The organism is Streptomyces sp. NPDC002886, from assembly GCF_042888445.1.
GTDB lineage: Bacteria > Actinomycetota > Actinomycetes > Streptomycetales > Streptomycetaceae > Streptomyces.
Map to the genome: position 1 here is coordinate 1,252,396 of NZ_JBIAPV010000003.1, position 16,283 is coordinate 1,268,678.

A 16,283-nucleotide genomic window follows, 5' to 3' on the forward strand; every position below is an offset into this window, starting at 1 on the left:
CCCCGCCGCGGGCCCGACAAGGCCCGTGCGCCCCGCGCCCGGCAGCCCGGCCGCGGGTTCCCTCACCCCCGCCGCCCGGGACCGCGGAGTCGCCCTCGCGCGCGCGGCCCGGGGCGGAGACACGCTCGCGCTGCACGACCTCCTCGACCACCTGACCCCGTACGTCGCCCGGATCTGCCACCCGATCGCCCTCGCGGACGGCCCCGACGCCGCGCAGGAGGCCCTGCTCGCGGTCTTCCGGTCGCTCCGCGCGCTCCGTGACCCGGAGACGCTGTACGGCTGGGTCCGGTCCATCGCGGTCCGCGAAGCCGTCCGCACCGCCCGGCGCGCCTCCCGCGACCGGCCGGCCGAGCTGGCCGACGTACCCGCCCGGGACGATCCGCAGCTGGCCGCCGACATCGCGGACGTCCTGGCCCGCCTCTCACCGGCCCACCGGGCCGTCCTGGTCCTCCGCGACGTCGAGGGCCTCGACGAGGAGTCCGCCGCCGCCCTGCTCGGCGTCCCGCCGGGCACCGCCAAGTCCCGGCTGCACCGGGCCCGTACGAGCTTCCGGAAGGCGTGGTCCGCATGACGCACGCGCACGCAGTGGACACCATCGCCCGGCTGCACATCATGGCGGCCGCGATCCCGGGGGCGAAGGTCGTCGAAGCGACCCTCCCCGCCCCCCTCCCGGAGGTCTGGTCGGTGATGTCGGACCTGGAGGGCGAGTTCGGCCGCTTCCAGCCCGACATGCGCACGGTGCGCGTCCTGCACCTCACCGGCGACCGCGTGGAAGCCCTGGCCCGCAGCAAGTACGGCCTACGGGCCCACTTCCACGGCGTCCTGCGCCCCGGCTGGTGCTGGCTCCAGAGCCGCTTCCTCATCATCGGCATGGCCGCCGCCCCGGCCCCCGACGGCACCACCCGAGTAGCCCTGACGGGCGGCGTCCGCGTCCCCGGCCGCGCCGCGATCGTCCCCCTGGGCGCGGAACGCGAACTCCGCGAGGCGATGGCCCGGTTGGCGGGCCGGGTCAGCGCCTGCAGCGACGCCGGGACGGCGCGGCTGCGGTGAGCACACGCAGCCGGCCCGTTTCGACACCGTCACTCGGGCGGGCGGCGCCGGCCATGCGGCCTGCTCCAAGCAACCGTGGGGTCAGGGACGCCGCGCGGCCGCGGCAATCTCCGCTCGCCCATCGGCCCGGCTACGCCGAACGCGCCAGCTCCACAGTGCGTGTCCCATGAGCGCCACGGCGACCATGCATGCTGCGACGCGAATGACGTTCCAGGTCGTGGCGAAAACCGCCCCCTGCGAGTCCGCCTCCGTACTCAATCGCTGAGTGGCCTCGAAGAAGGCGATCAACGGAACAAGCAGGCGAAACAGGAGGCCACCCACTCCGGGAATTCGCGCCACGTTCCCCATGAGCCCCAAAGGCCCACCAAACACGAAAGCAGCTACTCCCCAGACGAGAATTTGATCACCACTGGAGCCGCGATCGAGGGCGCCAGATTCCATTTCGACCGGAACAGAGGCAGTAGCTTCCATTCCAGCCGGAAGGGTGGGATTCATATCCTTGAAGAGGTAGTAGGCGACTACGCCGACAGTCAACCCCAAAGACGCCAGCAGTACGGACTCCATCTTCGATTGACGAAGATATCCCACCAAAAATGCGTAACAGGCCCACGGCCAACCACTGGAAAAAACAATACCCACGGCGACAAAAACCGGGTTGTCCCACTTTCCGGCCATGGGGCCCGCCAGGCCCAGCAGCAAACCCGCCCCGAGAGATACGGCGACCGGCATGACTCGAGCACGCATAAAGCACATCATTCCCCCCTCCCCGCTCAGTGAGTAATTCCGAGTCGGAGGTGACACCGCTCCGAGGCCGCGCAGACAACCGAACAGCCCGGAGCGGTGCACCAACCCATCGCTTGGCGCGGAGATCAAAACCTCTTCGACGCTATAGTAAGTCCAGCCGTTACAGGCGCGTCCGCGGCGGCCGGCGCCGCGAGGCCCACGGCCGCAATGACTGCGCCCTCAAAAGCGAAAATGGCAGATCTACCGGCGATGTTCTCGAAATCCCCTCCCATGATTCCCTTGCCGGGAGCGGGAGAAATTTTCCACAGATCCATGCCCGGACGCGACATTGACCCAACCCCCCTCGGCCGAACTTCCCCGGGAGCCGAAGCTAGCAGCCGAGCCCCCGGAATTCGCACCAGACGACCTTCCCGGGAGCCCGTGGCAGCACGCCCCAGGCATCGGCCAGCGCCCCGACCAGGAGCAGTCCCCGCCCCGGCGGCTGCTCCCGGATCCGCGACAGCCCGGGCCCGCTGTCGTGCACCTCGATCCGGACGGTCCCGTCGTACGTGAGCAGCCGCAGCAGGTAACCCCGGCCGCGCGGGACCCCGTACCGCAGCGCGTTGGTCGCCAGCTCGCTCACGCAGAGCAACAGGTCGTCCCGCCGGGAGGCCCTGCCCCACGCGTCCAAGGTGTCACGTGTGAAGTGGCGCGCGGCGCCGATGGTTTGGGGTGAGCGCAGGTAGAGGCGCTCTTGCACGAGGGCGGGTTGAGTATGCAGATTCACGCGCCGATCGTCGCGTTACGTGACTAGCGTGGAGCAGTACGGCAACCCGTACTCAGTGATGAGTACGGGTTGGCACGGGGTAGTGCAGCCGCGAGGGTGGGGAGTTCATCGTCATGCCACCGAGGAAACGCGCACGGCCGAACGCGACGGCCATGAAGATGGTCGGGAAGATTGTGGCCACCGCCCGGATCGCCAAGAACCTGACGCAGAAGCAGCTCGGGGGGTTGGTCGGTTTGGATGCGGAGACGATCGCGTCCATCGAGCAGGGGCGGCGGGCGTTGATGCCGGATGTCGCGGAGCTGATGGATCAGCACCTGGGGCTTCCGGGACTGCTCGCCGTGGCAGCCAACGAGATGCCGGCCGTTGACGTGACGCCGCCGTGGGCAGAGGAGTACATGAACCTGGAGGAACAGGCCGTCGCGCTGTCCTGGTACGAGTCCATGCGATTCCCGGGACTCCTCCAGACCGAGAACTACGCCAGGGCGCTCTTCCGCGTTCGCGTTCCGGCCCGCGCAGAGGAGGACATCGAGAACCTGACCGTCAGGCGCGTGAAACGGCAGGCGATCCTGCACCGCAAGGTCCCGCCGAGTCTGAGCTTCATCGTCTGGGAAGCCGTATTCAAAGACCGTATCGGCGGCGACGAGGTGTACGCAGAGCAGCTACGCCACCTGATCGCGTGTATGGACCTTCCGAACGTCACCCTTCAGGTGATGCCCTTCGGCCGTACGACGCACGCCGGTCTGAACGGGCCGTTCACCATCCTGGAAACACCGGATCACAAGCACCTCGCCTACTCCGAAGCACAGCACGGAAGCCTGCTGATCTCGACCCCGGACGAGGTCAGCATCCTGGCCCGCAAGTATGCGATGCTGCGAACTCAGGCCCTCAACACCGAGCAGACGAGGGCCCTGTTGGATCGCCTGCTAGGAGAGCCATGAACCCCACCGCCGCCCTGAGGTGGTTCAAGTCCAGCTATAGCGACACCGACGGCGGCCAGTGCCTGGAAGTCGCCATCGCCTGGCAGAAGTCCACGTACAGCGGCAGCGAAGGCGGCCAGTGCGTAGAGGTCGCCACCTGCCCGGACACCGTCCACGTCCGCGACAGCAAGGTCCCCCACGGCCCCGTCCTCGACCTGGCCCCCGCCGCCTGGGTCGCCCTTACGGAGTGGACCGCTCGCTGATCAGCGCGGCCAGGCCGTCCAGGATGCGGTCCAGGCCGAAGCGGAACTGGAAGTCCGGCTCGTCCGCGCCCGTGAACGCGTCGGACTCCAGCAGGCGCGTCACCGCCGGATGCGTGTCCGGGCCGGTCATGAGCCGCAGGGTGCGTACGTAGCGACCCAGTACCTGGTCCGGTGAGACGCCGGACTTCACGATGGCGGCGATCATGTCCGCGACCATCGTCGCCTCGTTGCGGACCAGGCCGCCGATGAGGATGATCGCCGAGACCTTCTCGCTCTCCCGCAGGGCGGTCCCGGTCATCGCCGCGAGCCCGCGTTCCATCCAGGCGAGCTGGTTCGGGCTGACCGGCGCCCCGGTGAGCGGGATGCGCACGATCCAGGAGTTCGCCATCAGGACGGCCCGCTGCGCGTACGCCCACTCGGACAGCAGCTCCCGCCAGTCCCGCTCCTCCCCGCCGGCCGGCTCCGGCGGGGTGCCGACGCCGGCGTCGGCCATCAGGATGTAGAGCTCTTCCTTCGCCGTGACGTACCGGTAGAGGGACATCGTGGAGGCGCCGAGCTCCTTGGCCACCCGGCCCATGGAGACGGCGTCCATCCCCTCCGTGGCGGCCAGCGACACCGCCGCGTCCACGATCCGCTGGAGGGTGAGGGTGGGGCGCGGGCCCTTGCCGGGGCGTTGGCGCAGACCCCAGGCCACGGCCAGGCTCGCCGGGAGCCCCGTGCCGTCGTCCTCGTCGCCGTCCGCTTCGTGCGCCATCGCCGCTCCCTCCCTCCACCTCTCCGTCATGTGTCGTTGACGCACATCCTAGGTCCGTGTATTACTTACGCAATGGCGCGTAACCCATACGCAGAACGCAGATCGGAGTCCGCCATGGCCGACCTCGGCACCGACCTCGGCATCCACGCCACTGCTCTGACCAAGTCCTACGGCGCCCTGCGCGTCCTCGACGGCATCGACCTCGCCGTGCCGCGCGGCAGCGTCCTCGCCCTGCTCGGCCCCAACGGCGCCGGGAAGACCACCACCGTCCGGATCCTCGCCACCCTCACCGAGCCGGACTCCGGCACCGTGCGGGTCGCGGGCCACGACACGGCGTCCGCGCGGGCCCTCGTACGCCGGGCCATCAGCCTCACCGGGCAGTCCGCGGCCGTCGACGGCCTCCAGACCGGCGCCGAGACCCTCCGCATGGTGGGCCGCCTCCACGGACTGCGCCCGCGCGCGGCCCGGGTGCGGGCCGAGGAGCTGCTGGAACGCTTCGGGCTCGCCGAAGCCGCCGGACGCACGGCGAAGACCTACTCGGGCGGCATGCGCCGGCGCCTCGACCTCGCCGCGAGCCTGGTCGCCCGCCCCGAGGTGATCTTCCTGGACGAGCCGACCGCCGGGCTCGACCCGCGCAGCCGCCAGGACCTGTGGGAACTCGTACGGGAACTGCGCACCGACGGCACCAGCATCCTGCTCACCACCCAGTACCTGGAGGAGGCCGACCGGCTCGCGGACCGCGTGGCCGTCCTGGCCGGCGGCCGGATCGCCGCCGAAGGCACCCCCGCGGAGCTCAAGTCCCGCGTGGCCGGCCACCGCCTCGACCTGACCTTGGCCAGCCGGGCCGTCTACGACGCCCTGACCCCGCGCGCGCTCGAGCTGACCGCGGGGCGACCCGCGGCCTCCGCGGACGGCCTGACCCTCGCCCCGGAGGAACTCGGCCTCAGCCTGCCCACCGACGGCAGCGCCGCCCACGTCCGGTCCCTGCTCGACGCACTGGACCCGGACCACACGGCCGTGGACCGCTTCTCGGTCCGCGGCGCCACCCTCGACGACGTGTTCCTCACCCTGACGGGAGCCGCTCCGTGACCACTGCCACCGCGACCGCGACCACTGCCACCGTGACCACTGCCACGCCGACCCGCCCCACCGCCGCCACGGCGGCCTTGGCCCTCACCGGCCGCAGCCTGCGCATCAGCAGCCGCCAACCGGACGTCCTGATAACGGCGTTGATGCTGCCGGTCGTGCTGATGCTGATCTTCGTCTACTTCTTCGGCGGAGCCATCGACACCGGGACGTCCTACGTCACCTACGTGGTCCCGGGAGCGATGCTGCTCTGCGCGGGCTTCGGCGCGGCGAACACCGCCGTCAGCGTCGCCGGCGACATGAAGGAAGGCGTGATCGACCGCCTGCGGTCCCTGGACATCGGCGGCATCCCGATCGTGGCCGGGCACGTCGCGGCCTCGGTCCTGCGCAACCTCGTGTCCACCGGCCTGGTCCTGGCCGTCGCCCTCGCCATCGGCTTCCGGCCGCAGGCCTCTCCGTCCGGCTACCTGGCCGCCGCCGCACTGCTGGTCGCGTACATCACCGCGATCTCCTGGCTGGCCGCGACGCTCGGACTGCTCGCCGGCACACCGGAGGCGGCGGGCGGCTTCACCTTCCTGATGATGTTCCTGCCGTACCCGTCCAGCGCGTTCGTCCCCATCGACACCATGCCCGGCTGGCTCCACGGCTTCGCCGACCACCAGCCGCTGACCCCGGTGATCGAATCCCTGCGGGCCCTGCTCCTCGCCCAGCCCGCGGGCGACGCCCCCTGGACCGCCCTGGCCTGGTGCGCGGGCATCGGCCTGGTGTCCGTAGCCCTGTCGGCCGTCGTCTTCGAACGGCGGACGCGGTAGCCGCGATCGCCGCGGCCCGCCCGTGGACGGGACCACGGGCGGGCCGCGACCTGCGGATCTCGGTGCGTCAGTGCAGCGGGTACGAGTGCCGGCCCGTCGCCGCATCGATCTCCGAGTGCGCCTTCTGCAGCATCTGCGACGCGATGTCCATCAGCGCGCGAGCGCCCGCGATCTCCTCCCCGACCCTCAGCTGCTCCGGGTCGGAGGGGTGTCGCATGGCGTAGCCGTGCGCCCGTATCTCGGAGCCGTCCCCGAGTCTGACCAGGGCCGCCGCACCGGTGCGGTGGCCCTCCTCGGTGAATTCGAGCTCCACGTGCCATCCGACGAGAGTGGACACGGCACATCACCTCCAGGGGGTCACCCCGTTCCCAGGGTGCGCCCCCCGGAGGCGGACCGCGAGTCCGTCAGTCGATGCCCTGGGCGAAGCGGAAGAAGCGGTTCGGGTCGTACGCGCGCTTGACCGAGCGGAGGCGGGAGTAGTTCTGGCCGTAGTAGGCCTGGCGCCAGTTGGTCAGGGCCGGGTCCATGTAGTTCTGGTACGACTCGTGCGCCGAGTACGGGTCCATGGTCGTGAAGCCCCGGTCCACCCAGGCCTGGCCGCGGTCCTTGTCCTCCTGGACCAGGTTCGGGCTGGTCAGGCCCACCGTGTAGCCGGCGTTGAACAGCGAGTCGCGGTGGACGAAGGCGGTGGCGGTCGGAGCGGTGTCGTTGATCTTGCCGGCGTACGCGAAGAGGCCCATGAAGCGGAACTGGCCGGGGCGGAAGTCCGCGGTGAAGGCGGCCAGGGCCGCTTCGGCGGCGGCGCGGGTCCACTTCTGCTTGAAGAACATGTTGCGGCCGGTGGAGTAGTTGTCGCGCGGCAGCTGGGCGTCGGGCGAGTAGCCGACGCGGTGGCATTCGGTGACGGTCTTGGAGCCGCAGCCGAAGACGTTCATCATCGCGTCCCGGTACGGGGCCTCCACGACCTCCCGGGTCGCGGCGGGCTTGCCGACGGCGGCGACGAGCCGGTCGAGGACCCGGTCGGCGTCGGCCTTCGGGCCGGCGTAGGCGCCGGTGAGCACCACGTACGGCTCGGTGCCCGCGGGCGCGTCGGTGGAGAGCAGGAACAGCAGTTCCGCGGAGAGCTCGCGCGGGGCGGTGGCCACCCAGTCCTGCCAGGCCAGGATCACCTGGACGGCGTCCGCCCAGGTGTAGTTGAGGTTGTAGGTGGTGAGCGAGGGTATCTGGACGGGCCGCACCTCGAAGTCGGTGACGACGCCGAAGTTGCCGCCGCCACCGCCGCGCAGGGCCCAGTACAGGTCGGGGTTCTCGTCCTGCGCGGCCCGTACGGTGCGCCCGCTCGCCAGCACCACCCGGGCCGAGACCAGCCGGTCGGCGCCCATGCCGAACTTGCGGGACGCGAAGCCCAGTCCGCCGCCCTGCAGCCAGCCGCCGACCGCGACGGTGGCGCAGGTGCCGGAGGCGACCTGGATCCCGTACGGGGAGAGCTGGTCGAGGACGTCGACGCCCTGGGCGCCGGGGCCCAGGTGGACGGTGTCGCCGGGGCGCACGGAGTTGAGCCGCGAGACGTCTATGACCAGGCCGGGGGTGGTCGAGTAGCCGGCCTGGCTGTGGCCGCCGCTGCGTACGGCGGGGGCCAGGCCGTACTCCTGGGCGAAGCGGATACAGGCGGCGACGTCCGCCTCGCCGGTGCAGTAGGCGATGGCCTGCGGGTGGATCGCGTCGAACTGGGCCAGCTGCAGCTGCTTGGCCGTCTCGTACGTGGCGTCGGAGGGCAGGACCAGCCGACCGGTCAGCCGGCCCTGGAGGGTCTTCCAGGGGGTGGGCGTGACGGCCTGGGCGGGGACGAGGCCGGCGGTGCCGGCGGTCAGCGCGGCAGCGGCACCGACACCGGCTCCCACGCGGATGAGCGAGCGCCTGCTGAGCACGTGGACCACACTCCGTTCCGTCCCGCTCGCACGCATGCGTGCGGGACAAGGGCTGATGACTTGGGGGGTGTTGAGTGGCTTCAGCCTCGGTGAGGGGTGCCGCTCCCGGGCGCGGCCCGTCGGTAGTCCGTCACAAACCGCGGCGGGCCGCGGCGAGCTGACGGAGTCGGAGCGCGGGCCGCCGGATGGCCGGATGGCGATGTCTATGGTGACGCTCCGGATCAATGAGCAGGGGTGATCGTCCGATATGGGCACGTTGCGTTGGCTGACTGCCGGGGAGTCCCACGGACCGGCGCTGGTGGCGACCCTGGAGGGTCTTCCCGCCGGCGTTCCGGTCACCACCGCGCTGGTAGGCGAGCACCTGGCCCGGCGGCGGCTCGGTTACGGGCGCGGGGCGCGGATGAAGTTCGAGCAGGACGAGGTGACGTTCCTGGGCGGTGTCCGCCACGGTCTGTCGCTGGGTTCTCCGGTGGCCGTGATGATCGGCAACACCGAGTGGCCCAAGTGGGAGAAGGTCATGTCCGCCGATCCCGTGGACCCTTCCGAGCTGAAGGAGACCGGGCGCAACGCTCCGCTCACCCGGCCCCGGCCCGGCCACGCGGACCTCGCGGGAATGCAGAAGTACGGCTTCGACGAGGCCCGGCCGATCCTGGAGCGCGCCAGCGCCCGCGAGACCGCCGCCCGCGTCGCGCTGGGGGCCGTCGCCCGGTCCTTCCTGGCCGAGGCCGCCGGGATCGAGATCGTCTCGCACGTGGTGGAGCTGGGCGCGGCCAGGGCCCCGTACGGTCTCCACCCGGTCCCCGGCGACGTGGAGCGGCTGGACGCCGACCCGGTGCGCTGCCTGGACGCCGACGCCTCGAAGGCGATGGCCGAGGAGATCGACCGGGCCCACAAGGACGGCGACACCCTGGGCGGTGTGGTGGAGGTGCTGGCGTACGGGGTCCCCGTGGGGCTCGGCTCGCACGTGCACTGGGACCGGCGGCTCGACGCCCGCCTCGCGGCGGCGCTGATGGGGATCCAGGCCATCAAGGGCGTGGAGGTCGGCGACGGCTTCGAGCTGGCGCGGGTGCCGGGCTCGCTGGCGCACGACGAGATCGTCTCCGCGCCGGAGGGCATCCGGCGGACCTCCGGGCGGTCGGGCGGCACCGAGGGCGGGCTGACCACGGGCGAACTGCTGCGCGTCCGCGCCGCGATGAAGCCCATCGCGACCGTGCCGAAGGCGCTGGCGACCGTGGACGTGGCGACCGGTGAGGTCGCGGCCGCGCACCACCAGCGCTCCGACGTGTGCGCCGTGCCCGCCGCCGGGATCGTGGCCGAGGCCATGGTCGCGCTGGTGCTGGCCGACGCCCTCGTGGAGAAGTTCGGCGGTGACTCCGTACCGGAGACCCGGCGCAACGTGCGCTCGTACCTCGACCACCTGAAGATCCGGTGACCGCCAGACCGTACGTCCTGCTGTCCGCCGCGATGAGCGTGGACGGGCGGCTGGACGACGCGAGCCCCGACCGGCTGATGCTGTCCTCGCCCGAGGACTTCGACCGGGTGGACGCCGTACGCGCTTCCTGCGACGCGCTGTTGATCGGCGCGAGCACCGTGCGCAAGGACAATCCCCGCCTCCTGGTGGGCGATCCGGGGCGGCGCGCCGAGCGCGTCGCCCGGGGCCGGCCCGCCGATCCGCTCAAGGTCACCGTCACCGCCTCCCCCCGCCTCGATCCGGAGCTGCGCTTTTGGCACTGCGGCGGGGACAAGGTGGTGTTCACCGTGGACGCGAGCGCGCCCGCGCTGCGCCAGGCGCTCGAGGGACTGGCCGACGTCGTGAGCGTCGGGCCGGAGTTGGACTGGGTGCGGGTGCTGGAGGAGCTCGCCCGGCGGGGCGTGGAGCGGCTGATGGTGGAGGGCGGCACCTCCGTGCACACGCAGCTGCTCGCCCTGGACCTGGCCGACGAGCTGCAGGTGGCCGTGGCCCCGCTACTGGTGGGCCAGGAGGGCGCGCCCCGGCTGGTGGGCACGGGCGCGTTCCCGGACGGGCCGTCCGCCCGGATGAGGCTGCTCGGCGTGCGGGTGGCGGGAGACGCCGTCGTCTTGAGCTACGCGCCCAAGGAGCGTGCCCTGTGACCCCGTTGCACCTGTCGGACGAGGAGTGGATGCGGCGGGCGATCCGCCTGTCGCGGCGCTGCCCGCCGAGCGCGGGCGCCTACTCGGTCGGCGCGGTGCTCGTGGACGGTGCCGGCATGGAACTGGCGTACGGGTACAGCCGCGAGGGCGACCCCACCGTGCACGCGGAGGAGTCCGCGCTGGCCAAGCTGGAGCCGGGCGATCCCCGGCTGCGCTCGGCGACGCTCTACTCGACGCTGGAGCCCTGCTCGGAGCGGCGCTCGCGGCCCGACCCCTGCGCCCGCCTGGTGCTCGCGGCCGGGGTGCGGCGGGTGGTCATCGCCTGGCGGGAGCCGGACCTGTTCGTGGCGGCCTGCTCGGGCGTGGACCAGCTGCGCGCGGCCGGCGTGGAGGTCGTGGAGCTGCCCCGGCTCGCACCGGAGGCGCGGCGGGTGAACGCGCACCTGCTGGACGCGCTTGACGGGGAAGGGAGTTGAACGGCGGGCAGGCCGGGCGCAAGCCTCCGGGCGCACGGTTTCGGCCGCGAGCTGACGTACTCCCCCATGCGGACTTGATCATTCTGCGTCCCCTGGAAAAGAGTGGAGTCCATCAGCGCGGATCGGCGCCGTCCGACACCGGTACGGCCGGGCACCGCCGCACACATCCGGAGGTATTTCCATGTCTGAGCCGCTTCGCGTCGCAGTCATCATCGCCAGTGTCCGCGACGGCCGTTTCGGCCCGGTCATCGCGAACTGGTTCGCCGACTTCGCGCGCCAGCGCGAGGGCCTGAGCATCGACGTGATCGACCTCATCGAGCACGACCTGCCCCACCAGCTTTCCGGTACGCCCTCGGACGAGGTCAAGGCCGTGCTGGCCGGCGTCTCCCCGCGCCTGGCCGCCGCCGACGGCTTCATCGTCATCACCCCCGAGTACAACCACTCCTTCCCGGCCTCGCTGAAGACCCTGATCGACTGGCACACCACCGAGTGGCACGCCAAGCCGGTCGGCTTCGTCGGCTACGGCGGCCTCGCGGGCGGCATGCGCGCCGTCGAGCAGCTGCGCCAGATCTTCGCCGAGTGCCACACCGTCACCGTCCGCGACACCGTCGGCTTCCACGGCCCGTGGGGCCAGTTCGACGAGCAGGGCACCCTGATCGACCCGACGCAGGCGGAGGCCGCGGCCAAGACCCTGCTCGACTCCCTCGAATGGTGGGGCACCGCGCTGAAGGCCAAGAAGGCCCTCGCGCCCTACGGCAGCTGACCGCCGGCCCACCCCCCTCCGAACCGGCGCACCCTCCCGGGGTGCACCGCAGCCCAGGAGCAACGATGAGCCATCGCACGGCATTTCCGCACTACACCGACCTGCCCGGAGCGGAGCCACCGGCGTTGGGGAAGGGCGGTCCCGCCCCTGCGGCGGCGGTACCGTCCGTGGCCCGCGTGGTGGCGGCCATCTCCGTGCTGGGGATGCTCGTGGTGGGGCAGCTGTACGTGGCGATCCCGCTGCTGCCGGACATAGGCCGGGCGTGGGGGGTGGACCAGGCGTCGGCGACGTGGGCGACCTCCGCGTACGCGGCGACGTACGCGGTGACCTCGCTGTTCAGCGGGGCACTGGCCCGGCGCTTCGGCACCCGCGCGGTGCTGGTCGCCGGGGTGTGCGCGCTGGCCGTGGCCACCGCGTGCGTGCCGCTGGCCCAGTCCTTCGAGGCGGGGCTGGCGCTGCGGGCCGGACAGGGCCTGTTCGCCGGCGTCTACGTACCGCTGGTGTACGCGTACCTGAACGCGCACCTGCCCGCCTCGAAACTGCCGACCGCGCTGACGATCGTGTCCGCCTGCATGGCGGGCACGATCGTCGCCGGCCAGGTGGAGTCCCAACTGCTCGCCGCCGTCGTCGGCTGGCGCGGCACCTTCTGGGTGACCGCGCCGCTGCTGCTGGCCGGGGCGCTGGTCCTGCGCCGGGTGCTCGCCGCGGCGGACCCGGCCGAGGAGCCGGACGCCGCCTCGCGGGCGGGCGCCGGGCGGCGCAAGCTCTGGACGGGGCTGCTGCCGCTCTACATCGTCGGCTTCACCTGCTCCAGCACCATGACCGCGGTCTACACGAGCGTGCAGCTCTACGGGCCCGCCTCGCTGGTCGGTGACGGCCAGGCGATGCTGACCCTGCGCGCGACGGCGATCCCCGCGCTGATCCTGGGCGTCCTCGTCTCCCCCCTGCTGGGCCGGATCCCCGCGCGCCCGCGCGGCGCCGGGGCCTTCGCGGTGGCCGCGGCCGGCATCTGCGGGGCCGGGCTGTTCGGCGGTACGGCCGCGGGGCTGGCCGGGGCGATGTTCGTGTTCATGCTGGGCGTGGCGGCGATCGGGCCGGCGGTGGTCCAGGAGATCGGCACGGCGGCCGGTACCGCGCACGGAGTCATGGCGACGGCCCTGTACGGCTTCACCCTGAACATCGGGGGCGGGGTGGGGGCACAGATCCCGCTGGCCTTCGGCGAGGTGCGGGGGGTCGGGCTGTTCATGTCGGCACTGCTGGGCGGGTGCGTGGTGCTCCTGGTGGCAACGGGTCGCAGCCGCCGGCGGCGGCGGGCGCTTCACGACGGCTGACCGGCCCGGAACCGGCCCTCGGACCCCGCCCAGGGGTGGCCGGTCCGTAGGGCCCCGGGGGCGGCTGCGGGTGTGCCGCCGCGCGGGGCGGCGTTCCCCTACGCACCCTTCCACCGGTCCCCCACGCACCCTTCCACCGTTCCCCTCCGCACCCTTCCACCGTTCCCAGGGCCCGGCCCTGGGAACGGACCACGCACCTCACACCCCGGCGGGGCTGGACTCTCCAGCCCCGCCGCGTTCGCGTGTCGGTCGGCCCACCCGCGCTCGCGTGCGGCCCGGCCCGGGCCGAAGCCGGCCCCGCCGGCGATCGAGGCGCGGGGTCCGGCCCCCGAAGCAGGGCCGCGCGAGCCCCCCTGAACTCGCGTAATCGAGGTGGGAGTTGACGGGCTTCGGGGTGGACCTGATGGATCGGGGCCGTGACCTGACGGACTGCGACAGGAGGCCTCGGCTCCGCGGGGGGTGAGCCAACAGGATCTTCTCAAGGCCCCGGCACACGAAGACCGGATACGAGCGGGGGCGGTCGAAAGGGAGTTCCGTACGCCATGACGAACATCGCTGTCATCTACTACTCGTCCACCGGCTCCACCTACAAGCTCGCCGAAGCCGCCGCCACCGCGGCCGAGAAGGAGGGCGCCGAGGTCCGCCTGCTGCGCATCGCGGAGATAGCCCCGAACGGCGAGTCCGCGAGCCGCGACGGCGCGGCCGGCCACCAGGACGCCACCAAGGACGTCCCCGTGGTGACCCTGGCCGACCTGGAGTGGGCGGACGGCATCCTGCTCGGCACCCCGGTGCACTTCGGGCTCGCCGCCCCGCAGCTGATGCACTTCATCAACTCCACCTCGAAGCTGTCCATCGAGGGCAAGCTGCTCAACAAGGCCGTCTCCGCCTTCGCCTCCGGCTCCGCCGCCCACGGCGGCCAGGTCTCCGCGATCCTGGCGCTGCACAACGCGATCACCCACTGGGGCTCGGTCATCGTCTCCACCGGCTCGACCGACCCGGTCCTCTACAAGCCGAAGAACGGCAACCCGTACGGCGCCTCGGCCGTGGTCGGCGCCAACCCGGGCCAGGTCCCCGAGGAGAACCTCGAAGCCGCGGCCTTCCAGGCCCGTCGCACCCTCCAGGTCGCCTCGGTGATCAAGACCTTGGACGCCGCCTGATGCTCGACGACGTACAGGTCTCGGCCTATCTGACCCACATCGGCGCCGCCCGCCCCGTACTGCTGGACCTGGCGACGCTGTCGGACCTGACCGAACGCCACGTGCTGACGGTCCCCTTCGAGAACCTCGACTACCACATCGACGGCCGCGAGATCTTCATGGACGAGCGGATCTTCGAGAAGATCGTCCACCAGGGGCGGGGCGGTGCCTGCTACGAGGTGAACCCTTCCTTCGGGATGCTGCTCACCGCCCTCGGCTTCCAGGTGGAGATCCTCTCCGCCCGGGTGCACCGCCCGGGCGGACTGGGCGCCCCGCTGGGCCACCTGATGCTGCGCGTGACCATCGACGGCTCCGCGTACCTGGTCGACGTCGGCTTCCGGCGCAACCCCTGGCGCCCGCTGGTGCTCGGCACCCACGTGCCGCAGTACGACCCGCAGGGCGTGTACTCCTTCGGGCAGGAACACCGGGGCGAGTTCGACCTGTTCATGGACGGCGAGCCGATGTACCGGGTCGACGGCCGGCCGCGCGAACTGGCCGAGTTCCGCCCGTCGCTGTGGTGGTTCCGCACCTCCCCCGACTCCCCCTTCATGCAGGACGTGTTCTGCTCGCTGCCCACCGTCGAAGGCCGCGTCACGCTCAAGGGCCGCACCCTGACGAAGCGCGTGAACGGCGGGTTCAGCGAGGAGCTGCTGGCGGACGACTCCGAGGTGTTCGACGCCTACTACAAGTACTTCGGCCTGGTGCTGGAGCGCCTGCCGGACGAGCCCGTGCGCCCCGAGGGCTCGACCGGCATCGCCGTCGCGTAGTTCCCGACCCCCCTTCCCTGTCCGACGCCACCTCCCCCCACCGGGCCGCTCCTTCCCATCCCTCAGGAGAGATTCATGACCACCCCAGTCGCGCCGGCCTCGACGGCCACCCGGGTCACCGAGCCCGCCGAGCTGCCCCCCGCGTTCCTCCGCGCCTTCAACGACCGTGACCTAGAGGCGATAGACCGCCTCTTCGAGCCCGGCGCGGTGCGCGTGCTGACCCCCGGGAACGTCGTCACGGGTGACGGCCGGCGCGCGGCGACCAGCAGCTTCATGGCCCTCGGAATACCGATGAAGCTCACGGTCCGCCACTGTTACGAGTACGGCGATCTGGCACTGCTGTTGTGCGACTATCTGATCAAGGGTGTCACGCCGGACGGAACTCCCGTACTCCACGAGGGAACGGCCACCGATGTGGTGCGTCGCGGCGCTGACGGCACGTGGCGCTATGCGATCGACAATCCGCCGGGAATTGACCGCGAGACCGTCAACCCCTGATCCCACGAAGAGAGACTGAAGAGCCGATGACCAACGTCGCGATTGTCTATTACTCCGCCACCGGAAACATTCACAAGCTCGCCGTGGCCGCCGCCGAAGCCGCGGAGAAGGCCGGTGCCCAGGTCCGCCTGCGCCGCGTCGCCGAGATCCAGGAGAGCACGCTCGCCCCCAACTACACCGAGTGGACGCAGGCGTACGAGGAGCACACCGGCGGCAGCAGCCGCGAGGTGGAGATCGCCACCATCGACGACCTCGACTGGGCCGACGCGATCATCTGGGGCACCCCGGGCCGCTACGGCTCGATGGCCGGCCCGCTCAAGCACTTCATCGACCAGACCTTCGAACTGCACGCCCGTGCGGGCCTGAAGAACAAGGCGATGTCCTCGTTCACCTCGACCGGCACCCAGCACGGCGGCCAGGAGTCGACCCTGCTGTCCCTGTCGAACGTCTTCTACCACTGGGGCGCGATCATCGTGCCGCCGGGCGTCACCGACCCGATCCTGCTCGCGCCGAGCAACGGGAACCCGTACGGCGTGAGCGCCACGTCCGGCCTGCAGGCCGTACCGGGCCACCTCGCGCAGAACGTGACCGACGACAATCTGGCGGCCATCGGCTACCAGACCGTCCGCACGATGGAGATCGCCGCGGCGATCAAGGCCGGCCTTCAGAAGTAACGTGTGATCATCTAGGAATCCAGGCGTTCAGGCCCGTGGCGGGAATTCCCGCCACGGGCCTTTTTTCTGCCTGCGGGGACGCATTAACGCCAAGATCGATGACTTGATCCCATCGAGCTGACACAGTCAAACTTCTGCTATTGGGC

General features: G+C 71.4%; 18 protein-coding genes and 1 pseudogene. 14 read left to right on the plus strand and 5 right to left on the minus strand.

Annotated elements, in window-relative coordinates; all coding sequences use genetic code 11:
- The first annotated feature begins 25 nt into the window (after positions 1-25).
- A complete protein-coding gene (locus ACFYYB_RS18090) occupies positions 26-571 on the plus strand; it encodes an RNA polymerase sigma factor (RefSeq protein ID WP_389436242.1) in 546 nt (181 codons plus the stop codon).
- On the plus strand, positions 568-1,050 hold the full coding sequence (locus ACFYYB_RS18095; RefSeq protein ID WP_389436113.1) for a hypothetical protein: 483 nt from the start codon (positions 568-570) through the stop codon (positions 1,048-1,050). Before ACFYYB_RS18090 ends, ACFYYB_RS18095 begins: the two co-directional genes overlap by 4 nt.
- Before the next feature lie 81 nt (positions 1,051-1,131).
- Here the strand turns inward: ACFYYB_RS18095 and ACFYYB_RS18100 are convergent, their stop codons facing one another.
- Together ACFYYB_RS18100 and ACFYYB_RS18105 are read right to left on the minus strand one after the other, a co-directional pair.
- On the minus strand, positions 1,132-1,779 hold the full coding sequence (locus ACFYYB_RS18100) for a hypothetical protein (protein WP_389436114.1): 648 nt from the start codon (positions 1,777-1,779) through the stop codon (positions 1,132-1,134).
- 385 nt (positions 1,780-2,164) lie between these two features.
- Positions 2,165-2,560 (minus strand): ATP-binding protein, encoded by a 396-nt coding sequence (locus tag ACFYYB_RS18105; protein WP_389436115.1) that lies wholly within the window; start codon positions 2,558-2,560, stop codon positions 2,165-2,167.
- Positions 2,561-2,712: 152 nt separating this feature from the next.
- Between ACFYYB_RS18105 and ACFYYB_RS18110 the strand changes: the two genes are divergently transcribed.
- Complete coding sequence (locus ACFYYB_RS18110) at positions 2,713-3,498, plus strand: Scr1 family TA system antitoxin-like transcriptional regulator (protein WP_389436116.1); 786 nt, start codon at positions 2,713-2,715, stop codon at positions 3,496-3,498.
- Entirely contained in the window at positions 3,495-3,740 is a 246-nt protein-coding gene (locus tag ACFYYB_RS18115; protein ID WP_389436117.1) for a DUF397 domain-containing protein, read from the plus strand. The genes ACFYYB_RS18110 and ACFYYB_RS18115 overlap by 4 nt, the downstream gene beginning before the upstream one ends.
- Here ACFYYB_RS18115 and ACFYYB_RS18120 read toward each other — a convergent pair.
- Complete coding sequence (locus tag ACFYYB_RS18120) at positions 3,718-4,494, minus strand: TetR/AcrR family transcriptional regulator (RefSeq protein WP_389436118.1); 777 nt, start codon at positions 4,492-4,494, stop codon at positions 3,718-3,720. The genes ACFYYB_RS18115 and ACFYYB_RS18120 overlap by 23 nt on opposite strands.
- Before the next feature lie 114 nt (positions 4,495-4,608).
- On the opposite strand from ACFYYB_RS18120, the gene ACFYYB_RS18125 reads away from it, so the two are divergent.
- Together ACFYYB_RS18125 and ACFYYB_RS18130 are read left to right on the plus strand one after the other, a co-directional pair.
- Positions 4,609-5,583, plus strand: coding sequence for an ABC transporter ATP-binding protein (locus ACFYYB_RS18125; RefSeq protein ID WP_389436119.1), 975 nt, complete (start codon positions 4,609-4,611; stop codon positions 5,581-5,583).
- A gap of 32 nt (positions 5,584-5,615) precedes the next feature.
- Complete coding sequence (locus tag ACFYYB_RS18130) at positions 5,616-6,392, plus strand: ABC transporter permease (protein WP_389436243.1); 777 nt, start codon at positions 5,616-5,618, stop codon at positions 6,390-6,392.
- A gap of 67 nt (positions 6,393-6,459) precedes the next feature.
- On the opposite strand, the gene ACFYYB_RS18135 is transcribed toward ACFYYB_RS18130, so the two are convergent.
- Together ACFYYB_RS18135 and ACFYYB_RS18140 are read right to left on the minus strand one after the other, a co-directional pair.
- Positions 6,460-6,729: a DUF1876 domain-containing protein gene (locus ACFYYB_RS18135; protein WP_389436120.1), complete on the minus strand. Its 270-nt coding sequence runs from the start codon at positions 6,727-6,729 to the stop codon at positions 6,460-6,462.
- A gap of 67 nt (positions 6,730-6,796) precedes the next feature.
- Positions 6,797-8,320: an FAD-binding oxidoreductase gene (locus ACFYYB_RS18140; RefSeq protein ID WP_389436121.1), complete on the minus strand. Its 1,524-nt coding sequence runs from the start codon at positions 8,318-8,320 to the stop codon at positions 6,797-6,799.
- A gap of 247 nt (positions 8,321-8,567) precedes the next feature.
- Between ACFYYB_RS18140 and aroC the strand changes: the two genes are divergently transcribed.
- The 8 genes and pseudogenes from aroC to ACFYYB_RS18180 all read left to right on the plus strand — a co-directional run bounded on the left by aroC (position 8,568) and on the right by ACFYYB_RS18180 (position 16,137).
- Positions 8,568-9,752, plus strand: a complete 1,185-nt coding sequence (gene aroC / locus ACFYYB_RS18145; RefSeq protein WP_389436122.1) for a chorismate synthase — start codon at positions 8,568-8,570, stop codon at positions 9,750-9,752.
- A 32-nt stretch (positions 9,753-9,784) separates the two neighbouring features.
- Positions 9,785-10,908, plus strand: a pseudogene (locus tag ACFYYB_RS18150) (dihydrofolate reductase family protein).
- 181 nt (positions 10,909-11,089) lie between these two features.
- Positions 11,090-11,671 carry an NADPH-dependent FMN reductase gene (locus ACFYYB_RS18155; protein ID WP_389436123.1) on the plus strand — a complete coding sequence of 194 codons (582 nt, stop codon included), beginning with the start codon at positions 11,090-11,092 and terminating at the stop codon, positions 11,669-11,671.
- Between the two features lie 65 nt (positions 11,672-11,736).
- On the plus strand, positions 11,737-13,002 hold the full coding sequence (locus ACFYYB_RS18160) for an MFS transporter (protein WP_389436124.1): 1,266 nt from the start codon (positions 11,737-11,739) through the stop codon (positions 13,000-13,002).
- A gap of 542 nt (positions 13,003-13,544) precedes the next feature.
- Positions 13,545-14,159 carry a flavodoxin family protein gene (locus ACFYYB_RS18165; protein ID WP_389436125.1) on the plus strand — a complete coding sequence of 205 codons (615 nt, stop codon included), beginning with the start codon at positions 13,545-13,547 and terminating at the stop codon, positions 14,157-14,159.
- Entirely contained in the window at positions 14,159-14,965 is an 807-nt protein-coding gene (locus ACFYYB_RS18170) for an arylamine N-acetyltransferase (protein WP_389436126.1), read from the plus strand. Before ACFYYB_RS18165 ends, ACFYYB_RS18170 begins: the two co-directional genes overlap by 1 nt.
- Before the next feature lie 75 nt (positions 14,966-15,040).
- On the plus strand, positions 15,041-15,463 hold the full coding sequence (locus tag ACFYYB_RS18175; protein ID WP_389436127.1) for a YybH family protein: 423 nt from the start codon (positions 15,041-15,043) through the stop codon (positions 15,461-15,463).
- Between the two features lie 26 nt (positions 15,464-15,489).
- The gene (locus ACFYYB_RS18180) at positions 15,490-16,137 is read left to right on the plus strand and encodes an NAD(P)H-dependent oxidoreductase (RefSeq protein ID WP_389436128.1); all 648 of its coding nucleotides are present in this window, start codon (positions 15,490-15,492) and stop codon (positions 16,135-16,137) included.
- Positions 16,138-16,283: the final 146 nt, after the last annotated feature.